Below are 18032 nucleotides of genomic sequence, written 5' to 3' on the forward strand. Positions count from 1 at the left end.
CGTCACGATCGACCGAGGAACGGCACGATCACCTCGGCGGTATCCCGCGGATGGGTGAGAAGCCCTGCGTGGGAGGCACCGGCGACCGTGGCGAGCTCGCCCCGGCGCAGCTCGGCGACCGCGAGGCGACTGGATGCGGGCGGGAACATCGGGTCGTGCTCGTAGGCGACCACGAGCGACGGGACCTCGATCTCGCCGAGGCGGCCCATCCGGGATTCGTCTGACGCCCAAGCCCGGGCCGCGGCAGCCTGGCCGACTTCGCCGTCTCTCGAGGTCCACACGTCGCCTTGTAGAGCAAAGAGCTCAGCCCACTGCGCGACCTGCGGGTCGTCAGTGCCGATCAGCGAGGGCGGGAGCCCGGTCATCAGTGTCTGGAACGCCGCAGTGGCCGATGGTACGTGACCGACAGCTGCGATGAGCTCCTCCTCCATCGCGACCGTCGCGTTCAGTACGGCGGTGGCGGGCCCGGCACCTGCGAGCATCACGACCGAGCGCAACCAGGTCGGGCGTTGCCGGCCCAGGACCTCGACCGCGAAGCTCCCCAAGGAGTAGCCGATCGCGGTCACGTCGGTCAGTCCGAGGTGGTCGACGAGGCCGGCGGCATCTGTTGCGAGGTCGTCGACGGAGTACGGCGGCGGCGGCGCGTCACTGGGGGCGACGCCGCGAGCGGCGTGACTGATGACCTCGAAGCCGGCATCGACCAGCGCTGCCTCGAATCCTGACGTCTCCCAGGCGATGAGCGGCATGCCGGTCCCGCCGCACAGCAGCACCGGCCGACCTTCGCCCACCCGGCGGTAGGCGACTCGAGTCTCGTTGACGACCACCGTCTGCACGGCGGTCAACCTAGCCGACTTCCTGCAGCACCGGACCGGTGCCTGCGGGGACACCTGAGGGCTCGCGCCGCACCCGGGCCGCCCGGGCGCCGTTGAGGATGACGACGACCTCGGCGATCTCGTGCACCAGCACGACCTCGGCCAGCGAGAGCACGCCGAACATTGCGAGCGGCACGAGCACGACGATGATGTCCAGGGCCAGCCCGATGTTGCTCGTCATCAGGCGACGGCCGCGGCGGGCGTGATCGAGGGCGTGCGGGATGAGCCGGAGGTCGTGGCCGGTGAACGCGACGTCTGCCGCCGCCACGGCCGTCGTCGATGCCGTCACCGATCATGGCCGTAGGCACGGACCGGATCGCTTCCTGCACGGCCGTCGCCTTGTCGACCGGCAGCTGCTCGGCGCGCACGTCGGTGATGCCGGCTCGAGCCAGGCCGTCGCCGTTCGTCCCCCGACGATAGGCATGGACCGGCGCCACTACTACTAACAAAGTTAGTAGAACGCTAAGGTTGGCGGCCCGTGACCCGAACTTCTTGAGGCAAGGCCTTCGCGGCAAAGTCCAGAGCAGGAGTTCGTCCATGAGCAAGAAGTCGGCACCGACGTCCTCCAGCGACGAGCCGGGAGAGAAGAGCCCCAAGAAGAGTCGGCGGAAGCTCATCCTGGTGGTGGCGGTCGTCCTCGTGGTCGCAGGAGCCGGCGCCTACGTGTTTCTTGGCCGCGACAGCGGTCCGAAGGCCCCCGTGGCGGGCGAGGTCCTCCTTCTCGAACCGATCCAGATCAACCTGGCCGATAACCACTACCTCCGCGTGAAGCTGGCGCTGCAGCTGACCGAGGAAGCTGTCGAGGTGGACGGGAGCAAGGCCCTTGATGCCGCGATCACTCTCTTCAGCGGGCGGCCGGTCGAGAAGCTCCTCGCGAAGGGAGAGCGCGCCAATCTGAAGAGCGAGCTCGCTGCTGAGCTCAAGGAGACCTACGAGGGCGAGGTCATGGACGTGTACTTCGCCGAGTTCGTCACGCAATAGGACCGGTCTGCCGCGCAACGCAGCCGATTCTCGCCTTTCCGCTTGGCGAGCGGCGAACGACAGGGCCCTGACCTGCGTTTCCGCTTGTCAGGGCCCCTTGTCCGAGCCGCCTTTCGGAATCGGCTCGACGGCCTTCTCCTTATGGTGATGGGCAAACGCCGCAAAGGTAGTCGGGCCGTCGCGACCAAGGACGTCCCTGACCTGCATCGCGATCCTTCGGCTGCCTCAAGGATTCCGGCACCTCCCGGCCAATCACCCCAGGTCGCCCGACAAGTCGCCATTTCTCGCCCGCGTGGCGACCCGTTCCGCCGAAAGAGAGTTGGGTCCGTATGGGAGCGACCTACTCCGCGGACGACCGGTGAGCCTGTTGGAAGACCAAGACTCTTGAGCACAACGACGACCAGGTGCGCGACGTCCTTTGCCGCGAACTGGACAGAGAGGGACGTCCCAGAGGACGACTCGACTGGCAGTCAGTAGGTACCGGCGGCCTTCACCAGAGTGACTGCTCACGTTGCATCGCCGAAACGCATCCAAGTGCCGTGTTTCGTCGGCGCTGCTTCGTACCCTTTCTCCACCGGCATCGGGGTCGAGCGGAGAACACGTCGGACGGAGCACCCATGGAAACCGCAACGGGCGGAGAGACGGCGCTCGAGCCCGTGAACAGTCTTGGGAGTTCGAGCGGGGCGGTGCGCACATGCTCAGTCGATGAGTTCACCACGATCTGGGCGTTGCAACGCTCGAAGTTCGCATGGCTACTCGGGGCGGGGACCAGCGCCTCCGCCGGCGTTCCACTCGCGACCTCGATCCGCGACCGCCTTCTCTTCGACCGATACGCGGTAGAACAGCAACTTGTCCGCCAGACGATGGACGATACTGACCCCGCTTGGGTTCAACGCGTCCACACGTACTTCGACGGCAAGAACGGGATGCCGCGCCTGGGCAGCGACGGCGACTACTCCGCCGCGTTCGAACGGTGCCTGCCCGACGAATCCGCGCGAAAGGCGCTGCTTCGGGAGCTCATCGAGCACGTTCGGCCCGGTTTCGGTCAGCGGATCTTCGGCGGACTGGTCATGGCCGGCGCATGCGACCTGGTCATCACCACGAACTTCGACCGACTCATCGAACAGGGCATCAACGAGGCTGGCCGCGCCGGCACCGCTGAGGACGTTCCGCTCCCGCGTGAACTGAACGTCGCGGGCCTCGACTCCACCGCACGCGCAACGACCGCCATTCAGGAACGGCAGTGGCCGCTGGTGCTGAAGCTTCACGGCGACTTCCGCGAGAAGCGGCTGAAGAACACCACCGACGAGCTCCAACGCGAAGACGCCACGTTGCGCCAATTCGTCGCCGACGTGAGCCGGCAGTTCGGGATCGCCATCAGTGGGTATAGCGGCCGCGACACATGCGTCATGGAAATGCTCGAAGCGACCGTCGACATCCCGGGTGCGTGGCCGTACGGCGTCTGGTGGTTCACCCGTCCCGGCGAGCAGGTCTCACAACTGGTCCGGAGTCTCCTTGCCCGCGCGGCCGACAACGGCGTCGCCGCGACCGTCGTGGTCGCGGACAGCTTCGACGACACCATGGCCGCGCTCGCCCGCCAGGTTCATGTAGAGGACACGTTGCGTCAGTACCTCGACCGTCTCCACCCGAAGCCGAGGCGAACCCCGGCCGCACTCCCGGCACACTCGCGGCAGTGGCCCGTCCTCCGGTTCAACGCACTCCCCGTCCTCGAAGCGTCGGTCGAGGTCACCCGGGTCGAAATCCCCGCCGGTTGGACACGATCCGAGGTCCGCCGAGCGCTGCATCCGCGCAACCAATGGCCAGTGGTCGTCAACGGCCCCGGCGAGATGCTCTGCCTCGGCGACCCCCACCTCGCAGTCGCGCTCCTAGCCGACGCCGCAAACCAAAAGTCACTGCCCGCACCAGGGCCCGCGACCACGGCCCACCTGAACCTGCTGGCTGACGACACCCCATTCCACCAGCAGACGCTCCTCCGGCAGGTCGTCGCCCACCTGATCACGCAGCGGCTCCCGGTGCGGATGCAAACCAGCAAGGACGGAACGCCCGAACTCATCATCACCCCACCGGCAGACGGCGAGCCCGCAGCATTCGGGACCGCCCGGGCACAGCTCGCCGACGCCTACGCCGGACAGTTGTACGGCAGCCTGCCCAAGAACTACGGCCTCACCGCCACCGGCCTCAACCGACGCTGGGCCGAAGAGGTGCGCTTGTCCTTCGACATCCGTGCCGGACGTTCGTGGCTGCTGTTCACGCCCTACACCTGGATCGCAGAGCCCGCCCGCGACCTTCACGCCGGTCCCCAAGGCGCCACTGCCAACGGTGCCGCGGCCGGCGTTGGGACCGGACGCGGGGCGGGAAGGCGCGGGAGCGAGCTAGGTAGAACTGGTGACGATGGCTTTGAGGTCGACCCAGCGAACCCGTGGCGTGCCGAGGTCTGGGCGAAGCGCCGGTTCAACGAGAAGTGGGCCGCAATCATCGGCGTATGGTCCGGGCTGTTGGCGCCAGACGACGCCACCGTCCTCACCTCGCTCCCCCAGGCCGACAGCGGGGGCCGCCCGAGCGTGCGCCCAGGCCTGCGCATAGTTCTCGGCCGCACCAACGCCTACAGCAGGCCGGCATGAGCACCACCGGGCCAACAGCGCCGCGCCCCGGCCCGCAGTCGTCTGCGCCCCGACCGACGCCTCCCCCATCGTCACGGCCCGGGCAGACTTCGACGGCCACTCCGCCCTCGTCCGCGCTCGCGGCGTTCGACCGGATCGACGAGAACATCCTTGTTTTCGGCACCGCAGGCTCGGGGCAACGAGGCCGGCATCGGAATCCGCTCGCCGGTCTCCTCCAGCACGGCCCGTACTCCGCCTACCCACACGGGGACCAGCTTCGGGTGGCAACCATCGCGACCACGGACCAGCAGCAGCGGCTGTTCAACTTCCTCAAGCAACTCCACAAACCAGCCCGAGCAACCGACCGGGCGAAGTACGTTCCCAACTTCCCCGGGTTCGAGAACGTGTTCCGAGTCCGGCTCGCGGGGGTCAGCGACCAGCAGTGCAACGTGACCCTCGCCCCGGACGCTCCACGGCACGGCGGCACTGAACCGCACGCGAACGTCGTCGCCGCGCTCATCAAAGCTATCCACGCGCTACGTGACCAACGCGAGAAGTGGGATGTCATCGCGATCTTGCTCCCCACCACCTGGACATCCCTGCGCAAGTCTGCCGACGGCCGGTTCGACCTTCACGACCGAATCAAAGCCGAGGTCGCACCTCTCGGAATACCGGTCCAGTTCCTCTGGGAGAACTCCGCTCTCGCGAGCCAGCAGTGGAATTCGACGGCGTGGCGACTGTCGCTTGCGCTCTTCGCCAAGGCCGGCGGCGTCCCGTGGCGCATCACGCCGACGACCACGATCCCCACTGCCTACGTCGGCCTCCACTACGCCATCCGCGGTGGCACCACCAACGACTTCGTCACCTGCTGCTCCCAAGTCTTCGACGCCCAAGGCGGAGGCCTCGAGTTCGTCGCCTACAACCTCGGACCCGCCGATCCAAACGACACCGGCAGTCGCAGGGGCCGGAAGAACCCTCACCTGACGCGCGAAGAGATGCGCGCCGTCATGACCCGAACTGCCGACCTCTACCGACTTCGGCACGCCGGAGCGATGCCCCAACGCTTCGTCATCCACAAGGAAAGCCACTGGCGCGATAACGAGATTGAGGGCGTGTTCGACGCCTGGGGCGCAGCCGACAACATCGAGTGCGTCTCCCTCCAGCAGACCCGGTGGCGAGCAGTCGAACTGAAAGGCCCCGGCACCACCGCAACCGGCCCCGAGCCGGCCACGATGGCCGTTCGACGAGGAACTATCCAGCAGTACGACGGCCACAGCGGACTCCTGTGGACCCGCGGGCCCGGCCCCGTCGGCATCACCGGGAAGTACTTCAGCCCGGACGGCAAGAGCCTGCCGCGGCCCATCGCCTTCACCCGCTACACGGGCTCCGGCGACCTCAGCCTCCTCGCCGCGGACATCCTCGCGCTGACGAAGCTCGACTGGAACAATGACAGTCCGTACAACCAGCTACCGGTGACTCTTGGATACGCGCAGAAGCTCGCCGAGGTCGTCTCCAACGTGCCCGAGCTCGACGACAACGTGTACCAGTACCGGCTGTTCCTCTAGGGTCGTGTTGCCGGACCCTCGCACCCGCATCCCTCCAGAAGGAGGTTGCAGGAAGCGGCGACCGCAGTGCCATCTCACTGGGGCAGCTCGGCTCCAAGCCGCCGTAGGTGCTCTGCTTCGCCGCCAACGTGCCATCCCAGCGCAATGCAGCGTCGCCGTCCGCAGCGTCGGCAAATGGTCGCGGCCGCACTCAGACCACGTCGCGAGCTGTCTTGCGGGTGACTCCCAAGCCAGTCCAGACAACTCCTCGGATTGTGACGTTCAGTCCCGCATTCTCGTATGCCCAACTGACCGACGGTACTAGCCTCCGCTCGAACTGACGGAGGTCTGAATGGCCGGCTACGCGTGCATCGACTTCGAGACGACGGGCCTATTCCCGACGCGCCATGACCGCGTATTGGAGGTCGGCGTCGTCCTTCTGGATGGCGACGGTGCCGTCGAAGCCGAGTGGTCGACCTTGGTCAATCCGGGACGAGACGTCGGCCCGACACATATCCACGGAGTGACGGCGCGCGAGGTGCTGCGCGCGCCGACGTTCGCGGAAGTGGCGCCACTCCTCTTACAGTCGCTCGGCGGCCGGACGGTCGTGGCACACAACGCTCCGTTCGACGTCAGGTTCCTGCGGGCCGAGCTGGCGCGGGCGGGCTACTCGTGGACTGGACCCGACATCCCGGCGCTATGCACCATGGAGTTGTCGGGTCGGCATCTGCGGAGTTCGTCGCGCAAGCTCAACGACTGCTGCCTGGCCGCGCAGGTGGTCGCCGCGGGTAGTCATGAGGCGTTGGCGGATGCCCGCGCGGTGGCGGCTCTCCTGGCCTATCTGATGTCTGCGACCTACAAGCCGCCGCCGTGGTCTGCCTTGTCGTCGGAGGCTGAGCGCTATGCCTGGCCGGTCTGCGAGGTCACGATCCCGGCCTTTGTCGGTCGAACCGGCAGCGCGCCGGTGCGTGAGGAGTTCTGGCTCGACCGGATCGTGTCTTCCATGCCGCGGAGCTCAGACGCCCGGGTTGATTCGTACCTCGAGATCCTTGAGATGGCGTTGCTCGATCGCTACCTGTCGGCACACGAGGAGGAGGCGCTGGTCGAGACCGCGACAGACCTCGGTCTCGACCGAGATCGGCTGGACGGCATCCACCGGGACTACCTGCTGTCGATGTCGGCGGTCGCGTGGGAGGACGGCATCATCACGAGGGCCGAGCTCAAGGACCTCGAGGCCGTTGCTCGCCTTCTGGGCCTGAACGCTGACGACGTCGCGATGTCACTTGATGCTGCCAAGGCCGCAGCTTCGCGACCCGTCGCCACAGCATTCCAGCTCGCACCTGGCGACCTGATCTGCCTCACCGGACAGATGACGCATCCGAGGGAAGCGGTCGAAGCGCTGCTGGCGGAGCGGGGCCTTCAGGTCGGAGGACTGACCAAGCGCACTCGACTGCTCGTTGCAGCAGACCCGGACTCTCAGAGCGGAAAGGCCGCCAAGGCTCGGAACTACGGCGTACCGATCGTCGCCGAGTCGGGCCTACTCGGACTCCTGCTTGGCATGGCCGAGTCGCAGCAGACTCAGTCGTAGGCCGAAGAGGTTCGGCTGCTCCACGGGAATCGGGTCGACGGTGGTTCGGTTCGCGGTCTCAACGCGTCCCGGTAGGCGTAGTAGCGGCGGCCGCCGGCCTTTGGATCGAACAGCCAAACGATGGTGAGCTTGCTGTCCGGGCACTCGAGGCCAAGGGCGCCGAGCATCCGTGCGCGGACATCGCGCCATTCGCTTCGTTTCCCGGCGGCGCGCCAGAGTTGGTTGAGGGTGAGCGTGCCCAGGGCCTTGTTGGCTGGCTTCAGCGCCTCCGCAAGGACGTCATCGACGTCCAGGATCTTCTGTGTCAAGGCGACGATCATCTCGGCCCGGACAAGCCGTGCTCGCTGAAGTGCCGAGCGCTCCTTGGCCATATCGTTCATGCGGCCTTCCTTCTCGCAACGGAGTCGGGGAACAGGTAGCCGAACCGAGGTTCGGCGAGGCCGAAGGCATCCCCATCCTCGGGTCGACCGAGGACGAGTTGTGCGGACGTTCGCTTCGGAAGGTCAGCCGGCCCGAGGATCCGCGGGGGGATCAAGGCATTGCCAGCGACGCCCTGGCCGACTCCGGGGCGGCGGGTCCCGGAGCGTTCGCGCCGTGGCGGGATCGCCGGAGGTTCGCCCGCCGCGGCGCGTAGCAGTGCCGCGACCTGTCGTGCCGGCTGGTGGGGCCAGCGCAGATGCGCGGGTGTCTGGGTGAGGAGCGCGGCGTTCGGGATGATCTCGCGCATGGCGTTGCGGTCGTCTGGATCGAATGGCAGGGCTCTTGGGTCCCACATGTTGCAGGGCTCCCACCGTGGGTCGCTTCCGGTCGGGCGGTCCGCGGTCAGGCGGGCGAAGTGCTCGCTCGCGACTCCTTCGAACGGGAACCACTCGCGCCAGGTCGCGATGCCGATCCGGTTGGCGGTTCTGCAACGGGACGATCCGAGGCGGTCGGACATGGCGTCCTTGATGTGCTTGTAGGTCATTCGCCGTACCTGGTGGATGTACTTCGGGTCTGCCGACGGCGACGGGGCCACCAGGAAGATGACGGCTTGGCCCGACAGGTCGAGCGCGTTCCCACTGAGGAGGCGTGCCCAGCGCTCGACCTTCTGCTCGAAGTCGGCTCCGATCGACGAGGTGAGCTCGATCGCGATCCGCAGGCCGTCGTCCCGGACGATGGTGAGGTCCGGGCCGCCCTTCTTTGGGACTGCGTTCCAGATGTTGAGGTCTGCGAATCGGGAGAAGTGCGGGCCCAGGACGGTCCCGACGCGAAGGCCGTGGGCGGCACGGAGAGCGAGTTCGGCGGCGAGGATGTCGTGGCGGATGTTGACTGCCTCGGTTGGTCGTCGACGGTTCCCCGTGACGGCGAACCACTCTGCCCAGGTCAGGTGACGCCGTAGTTCGTCGAGGAGGGCGGGGTCACCGATCTGGTACGCGGTTGTGTTCCCTCCTGCCACGCCGAGGCTGTAGCCGAGGTAAGGGTGGGCGAGGTCCAGCACACCGCACGTGAAGAGGCCGGCAATCAGGTCGCTGCGTGGATTGGCGAGCGACGGATCGCCGGTGAAGGCCGCCGCTTGATTGTTGGTGACGGCGCGGAACGAAGTCAGGACACCGAGCAGACTCAGCACCCTGTTCAGACGTGATGCACGGAGGAAGTCGTCGGGCCACCGCGGTGCCTCGCGCTGGTAGACGGCCGGCAACTTCAGGTCGCCTTGGGCGGCTCGTTCGCGCGCCTTCTGGATCGAGGTCGCGCCAGGGTGGCGCACCACTTCGTCGAAGGTCTCGTAGTAGATGTCGTGCGTCGTTGCAGTCGGGTGGTAGACGCCGGGACCTTTCGGTACGCGGACGTTGAGTGGATAGGTACGGCGATGGTCGCGGCGCTCCGGCGGGAGCTGTGGCGTGCGGTTTGTGGTCACGTACTTCTACATGCGTGTTTTCCCGCGAACCGGCGGCTCGCGCACGACACGGTTGAGCTTCCGACGGCTCCGAGCCCCACGTCGAAGCGGCCAAATTCCGCCTGAATCCCCAGTTGAAGTGCTCTCCCACGCTCAGGACAACATGAGCCGCGGCTCGGGCTGGCTTCTGGCCGCTTCGGGCGCCCTGCCGAAGGCGGCAAAGTCGCCCTGAATCCCCAGCGGACACCCCACGCGGGCGGAACTCTTCAGCCCTTCGGGCTGTCACGTCGCTGGAAGGAGGGCGGAGTGGGTCGTTGAAGGCCATGGAGCCATACGCGGTCCGAGGAGAGTTCGAAACGGAGACAGTGTGAATCGAGACGGGGCAGGAGGGAACGAATCGAGGCACAGCGGACACGACACGAACCCGAAACGAGCCACGACCCGGCGAGCGAAGCGAGCCTCCTCTATGGGGATGCCCGGCCCGGAGTCGCACGCGGTACCGGTGGGCGCTGGCGCGCGGCCGCGGGCGGCGCCGCCGGCGGGAAGACGACCGCGGCGCGGATCTCGTCGAACTCGTCGCGCGATAGCAACCCGTCGAAGAGTGCGTCCTCGACGTCGTCCCACGACCCCGTGGTGCCGCCCTCGGCAACTGACGGTGCCTGGGTGCCGAACGTGTAGGGCCAGGTCTTCAGCCGCTCGATCATCGCTTCACGGTCACCGCACTCGACGATGCAGCGAGCGATGACCTCCTCCGGTGTCTCGGGCACGACGCCACCGAGTCGATAGAGGTCCGCGCGGGCGCGGCGCACTCGCGTGAGGCTGAGGGCGAGTTGAGCTGCGATCTCGTCGTCGGGGACGTCGTGACCCAGGAGTTCTGCGATCGACCGGTCTTCATCGATCCAGTCAAGTCGCTCGCGCGCGGTTGCGCGTGCGTCGTCCGCCTCGGGGTCGGCGCCGTGCCACTCGGGGTCGTATGCCGGATGGTCGGCGTAGACCACGGTGAGGTAGCGCAGCGTCAGGCATGGGTACTCGACTGGGCATGTCGCGCACGACCCGTCGTCGACCTCGTGGTGTTCGTGCGCAATCCGTCGCCGACACTCGATATCGAGCTCCAGGCGTCGGGGCTCGAAGCGAGCACGAAAGGCCTTCGAGTGTTCGTCGTCTAAGACGACGAACTGGTCGGCTGCAGCAGATGGGTCGGACCGGCCGAAGATGACCAGCGCTACCTCAGGGGCCGGCGGCTTCCTCAGCGGAAGCGTCTGCACCTGATCCACGAGGTCGTTGATGACGACGTCGTCCTCCGCCAGCCGTGCGAGAAGGAACGGCATGGGATCGCGCATCACGGACGCCGCATCTCGGCGGCGAACACGTGCGCGTAGTCTCGCAAGACCTCCAGGTCGCGCTGTTGGGCGATCCACTCCTCGGGGGTCAGGCCGTCAAGCTCGGGTGCGCCCATTCGCAGGAACACCCCGATCGTCCAGCCGTCGAGACCGCGGAGAGCTCGGAGAACGACGGCCACCCCAGGTTTGACTGTGATGTTCTCGCCGGCCTTCACGAAGGTCCATACCGGGTAGAAGTAGTCGCCGTCGGAGGTCTTCAGCCCGAGCACACGACCGTCCTCCCGTGCCGCCGCCAGCCCGTCCGCAGTAAGCCTGAGCGCCTCCATCGTGCGGCTGGTCGACCAGTACGGCGCGAGGAGGTCGTCGAGTTCATTTGGATCGGCGCTCGTCGTCATCCGTCCTCGTCGGCTCGGGCACGACGACGCTGCCACTCGGTCAGTCGGACGCGTACGTCGGCGGGCAAATCGTCGCGACCGAGTCGTTCGATGGAGACGACGTTGGTCGACCACCAGTGGTCGGAGAACATCGACTCCCCGATCCAGAAGCCCTGACCGACCGCGAGGCCCGGGACCGGGAAGCCGTCGGCGTCGCCGACCGGTTCCGGACGGCTCGCGCCGTCATGCCACTCGCTCAGACACGGCCCCGAACGCAGCGTGCGCCAACGCCCGACTGGCTCTCCGGATCCGGCTGGACGATCCTCCACGGAGGCTTCGACGCGCATCCAGCCTGACTGCTCAGCGTCGAACAGGAACCACCACGTCGTGCCGTGCTCGGTGGTCACCCGCCAATAGCCGGTAGGTCGGTCCGGCAGTCGAGAGATCGATCCGTCCTCCACCAGGAGTCCTCCGACAGCCAGCCACTTGTGCGAGGAGTCTGACGTGGCGCAGTCGCGGCACCGGACCTGGAGGTAGCCCGAGTCGGAACGACGGGTAATGCCCGACGCCCCGCAGCGCTCACATGTCCTAGCCGCCTCGCGTTCCGCGTTCTCAATCCGTGCCTTGAAGCGACGGACGACGTCGGCATCGTCAGTGCCGGGATTCACGTAAAGGCGCAGCTCAGCAAACTTCTGCTTCGCCGTTTGCAGTGACCAGGCGGGAGCGATCTCCGACAGATCTCCCGCGAGACGCGCGAGGATGGGCCACCATCCCTCGTCGCAGCCCAGCCACCACTCCTGCCAGGGAGCAACGGCTCGCGCGCGCAGCGGACCCAGGAGCTCGATGCCTTCGCCGGAAGGATCGAAGTCGCTCACCGAGCCCACTCCGGGAACGGGCGGCAACAGCCGTCACACCCGTGCGGAGTGATATCACGGCCATGCTCATGCCACCAGTAGGCAGCGTCCTGCGGATCGGGATGTCCGATCCCGTGTTCGCAGATCCGCTCCGCCGTACCCTTGTCGTCGCGGAAGACAACCGGAGCGTCGGACAAGGCGTGACTTAGCACCTCGTGCACCCAGCACCCATACGCTCTTCCAGCGCACTGGTCGCTGGTGTGCACGCTCGTCATGACACCGTTCGCCACGAAGATCATGTCGTCGTTCACTCAACCTCCCAAGACAGTTCGCGAGCCTCCGCGTGAGAGGATCCGCAGGTGCGTGACGAGCCTTCGATGTCATCGACTGCGCACGGTCGCACCCCTGAGAACCGAGAGCGGCTCAAGCAACAGTTCCGCGAGCTGCGCGACAAGCGGGCCGAGATCGAACGCAACGCGCAGGCGGTCACCGAAGAAGTCCACCTCCTGTTACGCAGGGCGCATGACGACGGTTGGTCGTGGGCCGACTTGGCCGAACTTGCGGGCTTTCGCAACGCTGACGTCGCGCGTACGCAGGCCGCCCCAGCAAGTGCCACGACCCCGTCGCGCCCGCCGCCGGACACGTACACCGTGCGCGAAGCGGCGGCACGCCTGGGAGTCACCTCGCAGGCCATCTACCAGGCGATCCAGTCCGGCCGAATCGAGGTTGCTGACGACCGTGCGCGAGGTCGCCGCGTCTACCTCCCGCCGGAGCAAGACTCGCTCAGCTAAGCCCCAGCAGCTCGGGACTCACCCCCTGCCCTAGAAGTCGGTCCCGTTCGATCTCCAGGCTGTTCCTGACGTCAGCGAGCGTCTCCGACGAGACTGTCGACCCGAACTGGTGGCGCAACCGGTACGCCAGGTCGGCGAACGCCTCCGGGTCGGCGGCATCGCCGTCCGATGAACGCAGAGCGTGCGCGGTGGCGATCAGGTCTGCGCGGGCCTCCGCGTCGTCCTCGGTCGCGGGCAGCGCACGCAGTCGAGCCTCAAACCGGTACCAGTAGTCACCGGTTCCAGCCGACTGTCCGAGAAGAGATTCGCAGCGCACTGCGCCTCCTTGCACGAGATTGGTTATCGCAAGTATTAATCCTTCCCGTATGCAAGTCAACCCTTCGCGTGGAGCCACTTTGAGGCCGGTTCCCGATCGCGGAGCCACCGGTTCGTCAGTCCGACACTGCGCCGAGGACCTTGCGCGGCCGAGGGATTGACGGGTCAAGGCCGCCTAGATGTACGGGCTTCGCGGGCGCGTCGCGATGTCCTACGTGAGGTCGAGGTGAGCCTTCTCCTGCGCGGAGGGCGCGGATCGGTGGCCCCACGGGAACACCCACCGGAACAGGCTGAGGCCCGGACGACGACACCAGCAGTCCTCGGCACAACCGCACCGCCGCGCGCCGAAGTGCTCGGCGACGCGGTTCCCGGCCGCGATGAGCACGTATCCGCCGACGACCACGAGAACGACCCGCTTCACGACAACGCCTCCAGCAACTGGGCAGTGTCCGGGGACCCGCTCAATCCTGCCGGCGTGGCGTAGACCCGACAGGCGAGCCCGACCTGCTCCTGACCGGTTGCGAACGGGTCGATGCCGTCGATCCGGACGGACGGCGATCCGACGAACGACAGTTCCTCGGCCTGATCGGGAGTCTCGACGAGGCGGCGCTCCACGACGACATCGGTGCGGTCGAGCGCGGCCAGCGCTTGGGTGAGCCGGTCCTCGGTGACCTGCCAACTCGGGCAGCCGTCGAAGTACAGCAACTCGACTCGCACTGTGGGCTCCTTCTCGACGACCGCGGGACGTCTCCGACTCTGCCACTGTTCCCGAGGAGTCGCGACCCCTCCGTTGGATGACGCCCACCAGGTGCTGGGAGGCGGTGGCCATGCCGTTTCGGACGAGGAGCGAGATAGCCAGGGACGGGGCCGCAGATTCGTCAGCCGCGAAGCTCGCACCTCTTCCCACCAGCCCGGGCGACGCGCTGGTTCCAGCCGACGACCTCGGGCCAAATTCTCCGCGTTCTCGCGGATCACGACATCCACCGCAGCAACGTCGTCCACAGTTCGGAGGCTATGACCAATCGGCACCGGCAACGAGCGAGTTGCCCAAGGTTCGGGTTCTGCGCCGGCAGAGCTACCTGCTGCATCACACAAACACCCCTCCGTCACGGCGTCGAGCGCGACAACCTGCGCGTCGAGACGGGGCAGCATCTTCGACTGCGAGGGCGGAACGGCAGGCAACTGCATCGACGATCAGCCGATGGCGCTATCATCGGGCCATGGCAATGATACCGGCCAAAGACGAAGCGGCGGTGCGGCGCGGAGCGGCACTGTTCCATGGCCTCGCGGACCGCAACCGGCTGGCGATTGTCCGCGAGCTCGCCGACGGCGAGCGGCGGGTGGTGGACCTCACCGAGGTCCTCGGGGTGGCGCAGGGCACCGTATCGGGGCACCTGGCCTGTCTGCGTGACTGTGGCCTGATTGTCGGCCGACCTGAGGGCCGACAGATGTTCTACTCCATCGCCCACCCCGAGCTGATAGACCTCCTCGGCGCGGCCGAGCAGTTGCTCGCCCTGACCGGTGAGGCCGTTGAGTTGTGCCCGAACTACGGGCCGGGCGAGACCCACACCGCCGAGACCATCCCCACCACGCCAGAGGAGGTAACGCCGTGACGGACGCCTGCGGCTGCGGCCCCGACGAAGCCCGGAACGACGACGGCGACCTGGAGGAGCACGAGCCCGAACGGTTGTGGGAGGTCAGCGAGCTGCGGTTCGCCGCTGCCGCCGGGGTCTTCCTGATCGCCGGGTTCCTCGCGGGTCTCAACGACAGCCCCGAATGGGCCGTCGCCAGCCTCTACGGGATCGCGTTGGCCCTCGGGGCATGGACGTTCGTTCCCAACACCTTGAAGCGGCTGGCCAAGGGCAAGATCGGCGTCGGCACGCTGATGACGATCGCCGCGGTCGGCGCGGTCATCCTGGGCGAGGTCGCCGAGGCCGCTGCCCTGGCCTTCCTCTACTCGATCAGCGAGGGGCTGGAGGAGTACGCGGTGGCGCGCACCCGCCGCGGCCTCCGCGCGCTGCTCTCCCTGGTTCCGGCCGAGGCCACCATCCTGCGCGACGGCGCCCAGGTCACCGTGGCTCCCGCAGGCCTCGCCCTGGGCGACCTGCTCCTGGTCCGGCCCGGCGAGCGGGTCGCTACCGACGGCGTGATCCGCGCCGGCCGCACCGCCCTGGACGTCTCCGCCCTCACCGGGGAGTCCGTACCGGTGGAAGCCGGTCCCGGCGACACCGTGTACGCCGGCTCGATCAACGGCACCGGGGTCCTCGAGATCGAGGTCACCACCACCGCCGAGGACAACTCTCTGGCCCGGATCGTCCACATCGTGGAGGCCGAGCAGTCCCGCAAGGGCGACGCCCAGCGGCTCGCTGACCGCATCGCCAAGCCCCTGGTGCCCGGAATCATGGTCCTGGCCGCCGTCATCGCGATCGTCGGGAGCTTCCTCGGCGATCCGGCGACCTGGATCGAACGCGCCCTGGTCGTCCTGGTCGCCGCCTCGCCGTGTGCGCTGGCGATCTCCGTGCCGGTCACCGTGGTCGCCGCGATCGGTGCCGCCAGCCGGATCGGCGCCCTGGTCAAGGGCGGCGCTGCGCTGGAGGCGCTCGGCCGAATCCGGGTTGTCGCCCTGGACAAGACCGGCACCCTGACTCGCAATCAACCGACGGTCGTCGAGGTCGCCACAACTTCCGGCCACACCCGGGACCAGGTCCTCGACATCGCCGCCGCCCTGGAGTCCCGCAGCGAGCACCCCCTGGCCCGAGCGATTCTGGCTGCCGTCCCCGAGCACCGCGAGGCTGAGGGCGTCGAGGCGGTCACCGGCGCGGGCCTCACCGGCACCGTCGACGGAAGGCCGGCCAGGCTCGGCAAGCCGGGTTGGATTCCCGCCGGCGAGCTCGCCGAGCCGGTGACGAGCATGCAGGAGGCGGGGGCCACCGCTGTGCTGATCGAGTACGACGGTGTCGTGATCGGCGCCGTCGCGGTCCGCGACGACCTGCGTCCCGAGGCCGCCGAGGTAGTCGCCCGGCTCCGGGTCGGCGGCTACCAGGTCGCGATGCTCACCGGTGACAACGAACGCACCGCCTCCGCACTGGCCGCCCAGGCCGGCATCACCGATGTCCATGCCGAGCTTCGGCCTGAGGACAAGTCGGCCATCATCGGCCGGCTCCGCGAGGACCGGGCGACCGCGATGGTCGGCGACGGCGTGAACGACGCTCCCGCTCTGGCCACCGCCGACGTCGGGATCGCCATGGGTGCTATGGGCAGCGACGTGGCCATTGAGACCGCCGACGTCGCACTGATGGGCGAGGACCTGCGTCACCTCCCGCACACCCTGACCCACGCCCGCCGCGCACGATCGATCATGCTGCAGAACGTCGGCCTCTCCCTCCTCCTGATCGCCATCCTGATCCCGCTGGCCGCGCTCGGCGTGCTCGGACTGGCCGCGGTGGTCCTGGTCCACGAGGTCGCGGAGATCATCGTGATCGGCAACGGCGTGCGCGCCGGTCGCGTCCGCCCCCTGCCCCCCGCACCCACGACGTCGACGGCCGTTGCGGTACCGACGGAAGCCACGGCGAGGTGAGCAGCGGTCAGGCAGCGGCCGGGACGCGTGCGCGAACGGGTCGCGTCGCGGTCCTGCTCACAGCGGCGGTGGTCGCCGCGATCGATCTGGCCGCGAAGGCGGCATCGGAGGCCCGGCTGGCCGACTCGACGGTCGACCTCGGACTGCTCCAGCTGCAGCTGGCCCACAACTCGGGCATGGCTTTCAGCATGGGCGACAACCTCCCCGTCGCAGTGGTCGTGGCCATCACCGCGGCGATCGCCGTCGCCCTGGCCGTGTACGTCTGGCGAAGGGCCCCGCGCGCCGGATGGGTCGAACGGATCGCCGGAGGCGCCGTGATCGGCGGCGCGCTCGCCAACGTGGTCGACCGCGCCAACGACGGCGTCGTCACCGACTACCTGCACACCGGCTGGTGGCCCACCTTCAACCTCGCCGACACCTTCCTGGTCACCGGCTTCATCGTGATCGCCCTTCTGCACACCCGCCCCGAACGCACGGCGGACACCGCTTCGGTGCAGGCGAATGACCACACCAGCAACCCGCCAGTCACGGGCCACCCTCCGCAGAGTTAGCCGTCGCCTTCAATGCCCGCGACATCACTCCTTCGGCGCCCCGGACTTGGCCGGCATAGCCATCGATGGGCACAGACCTGCCAAGTCCCAAGACAACAGAGAACTTCGAAACCGAGAGGAACGTCGACGATATGGACGTGGTCTCCTCCGCATTGCAGGCCATGGGCCTGTTCATAGTCACCAACGTCGACGACATCATCGTCTTGTCGCTGTTCTTCGCACGTGGAGCTGGGCAACGAGGTACCACCACCAAGATCATCGTCGGGCAATACCTCGGGTTCGGTGGCATCCTCGTCGCCTCGGTCGCCGTGACCTTCGGAGCCGGACTGTTCCTTCCCGACGACGCCATCCCGTACTTCGGTCTGATCCCACTGCTGCTGGGCGCATTCGCCGCCTGGCAGGTGTGGCGCAACGGGGACGATGACGATGACTCCATGGCCGACAAACCCGTGGGTGCCCTCACGGTGGCTGCGGTCACCTTCGCCAACGGCGGAGACAACATCGGGGTCTACGTGCCGGTGTTCCTCGCGGTCGGCACGGGCGCCCTCGTTGCCTATTGCATCGTCTTCCTGGCCCTGGTTGCCGTGCTCGTCCTTGCGGCCAAGTTCGTGGCCACCCGCAAGCCCATCGCAGAGGTGCTCGAACGCTGGGAGCACATCTTGTTCCCACTCGTCCTTATCGTGCTCGGCCTCGTCATCCTGATCGAGGGCGGCGCATTCGGCCTCTGAGCAATCCGTGGGTGACCCCGCCG

The 18032-nt window shown here is 67.5% G+C and carries 19 protein-coding genes; 9 read left to right on the forward strand and 10 right to left on the reverse strand.

Translation table 11 applies throughout. The features are described from left to right. Window positions 1–2: 2 nt before the first annotated feature. Entirely contained in the window at window positions 3–833 is an 831-nt protein-coding gene (locus ABD875_RS00925) for an alpha/beta fold hydrolase (protein ID WP_345170586.1), read from the reverse strand. 10 nt (window positions 834–843) lie between these two features. Continuing rightward, window positions 844–1140, reverse strand: coding sequence for a hypothetical protein (locus ABD875_RS00930; RefSeq protein WP_425576151.1), 297 nt, complete (start codon window positions 1138–1140; stop codon window positions 844–846). Between the two features lie 269 nt (window positions 1141–1409). Here ABD875_RS00930 and ABD875_RS00935 point away from each other — a divergent pair, with 269 nt between their 5' ends. The 4 genes from ABD875_RS00935 to ABD875_RS00950 all read left to right on the forward strand — a co-directional run bounded on the left by ABD875_RS00935 (window position 1410) and on the right by ABD875_RS00950 (window position 7606). Next, window positions 1410–1853 carry a flagellar basal body-associated FliL family protein gene (locus tag ABD875_RS00935; protein WP_345170587.1) on the forward strand — a complete coding sequence of 148 codons (444 nt, stop codon included), beginning with the start codon at window positions 1410–1412 and terminating at the stop codon, window positions 1851–1853. 617 nt (window positions 1854–2470) lie between these two features. Beyond that, window positions 2471–4495 carry an SIR2 family protein gene (locus tag ABD875_RS00940; protein ID WP_345170588.1) on the forward strand — a complete coding sequence of 675 codons (2025 nt, stop codon included), beginning with the start codon at window positions 2471–2473 and terminating at the stop codon, window positions 4493–4495. Beyond that, complete coding sequence (locus tag ABD875_RS00945) at window positions 4492–6039, forward strand: argonaute/piwi family protein (RefSeq protein ID WP_345170589.1); 1548 nt, start codon at window positions 4492–4494, stop codon at window positions 6037–6039. The genes ABD875_RS00940 and ABD875_RS00945 overlap by 4 nt, the downstream gene beginning before the upstream one ends. 331 nt (window positions 6040–6370) lie before the next feature. Beyond that, entirely contained in the window at window positions 6371–7606 is a 1236-nt protein-coding gene (locus ABD875_RS00950; protein WP_345170590.1) for an exonuclease domain-containing protein, read from the forward strand. Here ABD875_RS00950 and ABD875_RS00955 read toward each other — a convergent pair. From ABD875_RS00955 to ABD875_RS00975, 5 genes are all read right to left on the reverse strand, one after another. Continuing rightward, window positions 7597–7986 carry a hypothetical protein gene (locus ABD875_RS00955; RefSeq protein WP_345170591.1) on the reverse strand — a complete coding sequence of 130 codons (390 nt, stop codon included), beginning with the start codon at window positions 7984–7986 and terminating at the stop codon, window positions 7597–7599. The two genes, ABD875_RS00950 and ABD875_RS00955, sit on opposite strands and share 10 nt — an antisense overlap. Continuing rightward, a complete protein-coding gene (locus tag ABD875_RS00960; RefSeq protein ID WP_345170592.1) occupies window positions 7983–9500 on the reverse strand; it encodes a hypothetical protein in 1518 nt (505 codons plus the stop codon). Before ABD875_RS00960 ends, ABD875_RS00955 begins: the two co-directional genes overlap by 4 nt. A 443-nt stretch (window positions 9501–9943) precedes the next feature. Next, complete coding sequence (locus tag ABD875_RS00965; protein WP_345170714.1) at window positions 9944–10819, reverse strand: DUF6221 family protein; 876 nt, start codon at window positions 10817–10819, stop codon at window positions 9944–9946. Continuing rightward, window positions 10819–11214, reverse strand: coding sequence for a hypothetical protein (locus tag ABD875_RS00970; protein ID WP_345170593.1), 396 nt, complete (start codon window positions 11212–11214; stop codon window positions 10819–10821). The genes ABD875_RS00965 and ABD875_RS00970 overlap by 1 nt, the downstream gene beginning before the upstream one ends. Further along, window positions 11211–12068, reverse strand: a complete 858-nt coding sequence (locus ABD875_RS00975) for a hypothetical protein (RefSeq protein ID WP_345170594.1) — start codon at window positions 12066–12068, stop codon at window positions 11211–11213. Before ABD875_RS00975 ends, ABD875_RS00970 begins: the two co-directional genes overlap by 4 nt. A gap of 338 nt (window positions 12069–12406) precedes the next feature. On the opposite strand from ABD875_RS00975, the gene ABD875_RS00980 reads away from it, so the two are divergent. Then, a complete protein-coding gene (locus tag ABD875_RS00980) occupies window positions 12407–12838 on the forward strand; it encodes a helix-turn-helix domain-containing protein (RefSeq protein ID WP_345170595.1) in 432 nt (143 codons plus the stop codon). On the opposite strand, the gene ABD875_RS00985 is transcribed toward ABD875_RS00980, so the two are convergent. From ABD875_RS00985 to ABD875_RS00995, 3 genes are all read right to left on the reverse strand, one after another. Beyond that, entirely contained in the window at window positions 12831–13154 is a 324-nt protein-coding gene (locus ABD875_RS00985) for a hypothetical protein (protein WP_345170596.1), read from the reverse strand. The two genes, ABD875_RS00980 and ABD875_RS00985, sit on opposite strands and share 8 nt — an antisense overlap. Window positions 13155–13364: 210 nt before the next feature. Continuing rightward, on the reverse strand, window positions 13365–13574 hold the full coding sequence (locus ABD875_RS00990) for a hypothetical protein (RefSeq protein ID WP_345170597.1): 210 nt from the start codon (window positions 13572–13574) through the stop codon (window positions 13365–13367). Next, the gene (locus ABD875_RS00995) at window positions 13571–13870 is read right to left on the reverse strand and encodes a DF family (seleno)protein (RefSeq protein ID WP_345170598.1); all 300 of its coding nucleotides are present in this window, start codon (window positions 13868–13870) and stop codon (window positions 13571–13573) included. The genes ABD875_RS00990 and ABD875_RS00995 overlap by 4 nt, the downstream gene beginning before the upstream one ends. A 503-nt stretch (window positions 13871–14373) precedes the next feature. Here ABD875_RS00995 and ABD875_RS01000 point away from each other — a divergent pair. From ABD875_RS01000 to ABD875_RS01015, 4 genes are all read left to right on the forward strand, one after another. Continuing rightward, complete coding sequence (locus tag ABD875_RS01000; RefSeq protein WP_345170599.1) at window positions 14374–14766, forward strand: ArsR/SmtB family transcription factor; 393 nt, start codon at window positions 14374–14376, stop codon at window positions 14764–14766. Next, entirely contained in the window at window positions 14763–16730 is a 1968-nt protein-coding gene (locus ABD875_RS01005; protein WP_345170600.1) for a heavy metal translocating P-type ATPase, read from the forward strand. The genes ABD875_RS01000 and ABD875_RS01005 overlap by 4 nt, the downstream gene beginning before the upstream one ends. Further along, a complete protein-coding gene (gene lspA, locus ABD875_RS01010) occupies window positions 16727–17281 on the forward strand; it encodes a signal peptidase II (RefSeq protein WP_345170601.1) in 555 nt (184 codons plus the stop codon). Before ABD875_RS01005 ends, lspA begins: the two co-directional genes overlap by 4 nt. Window positions 17282–17412: 131 nt before the next feature. Further along, window positions 17413–18009 carry a cadmium resistance transporter gene (locus tag ABD875_RS01015; protein WP_345170715.1) on the forward strand — a complete coding sequence of 199 codons (597 nt, stop codon included), beginning with the start codon at window positions 17413–17415 and terminating at the stop codon, window positions 18007–18009. Window positions 18010–18032: the final 23 nt, after the last annotated feature.

The sequence above is a fragment of the Nocardioides caricicola genome (assembly GCF_039541135.1).
GTDB lineage: Bacteria > Actinomycetota > Actinomycetes > Propionibacteriales > Nocardioidaceae > Nocardioides > Nocardioides caricicola.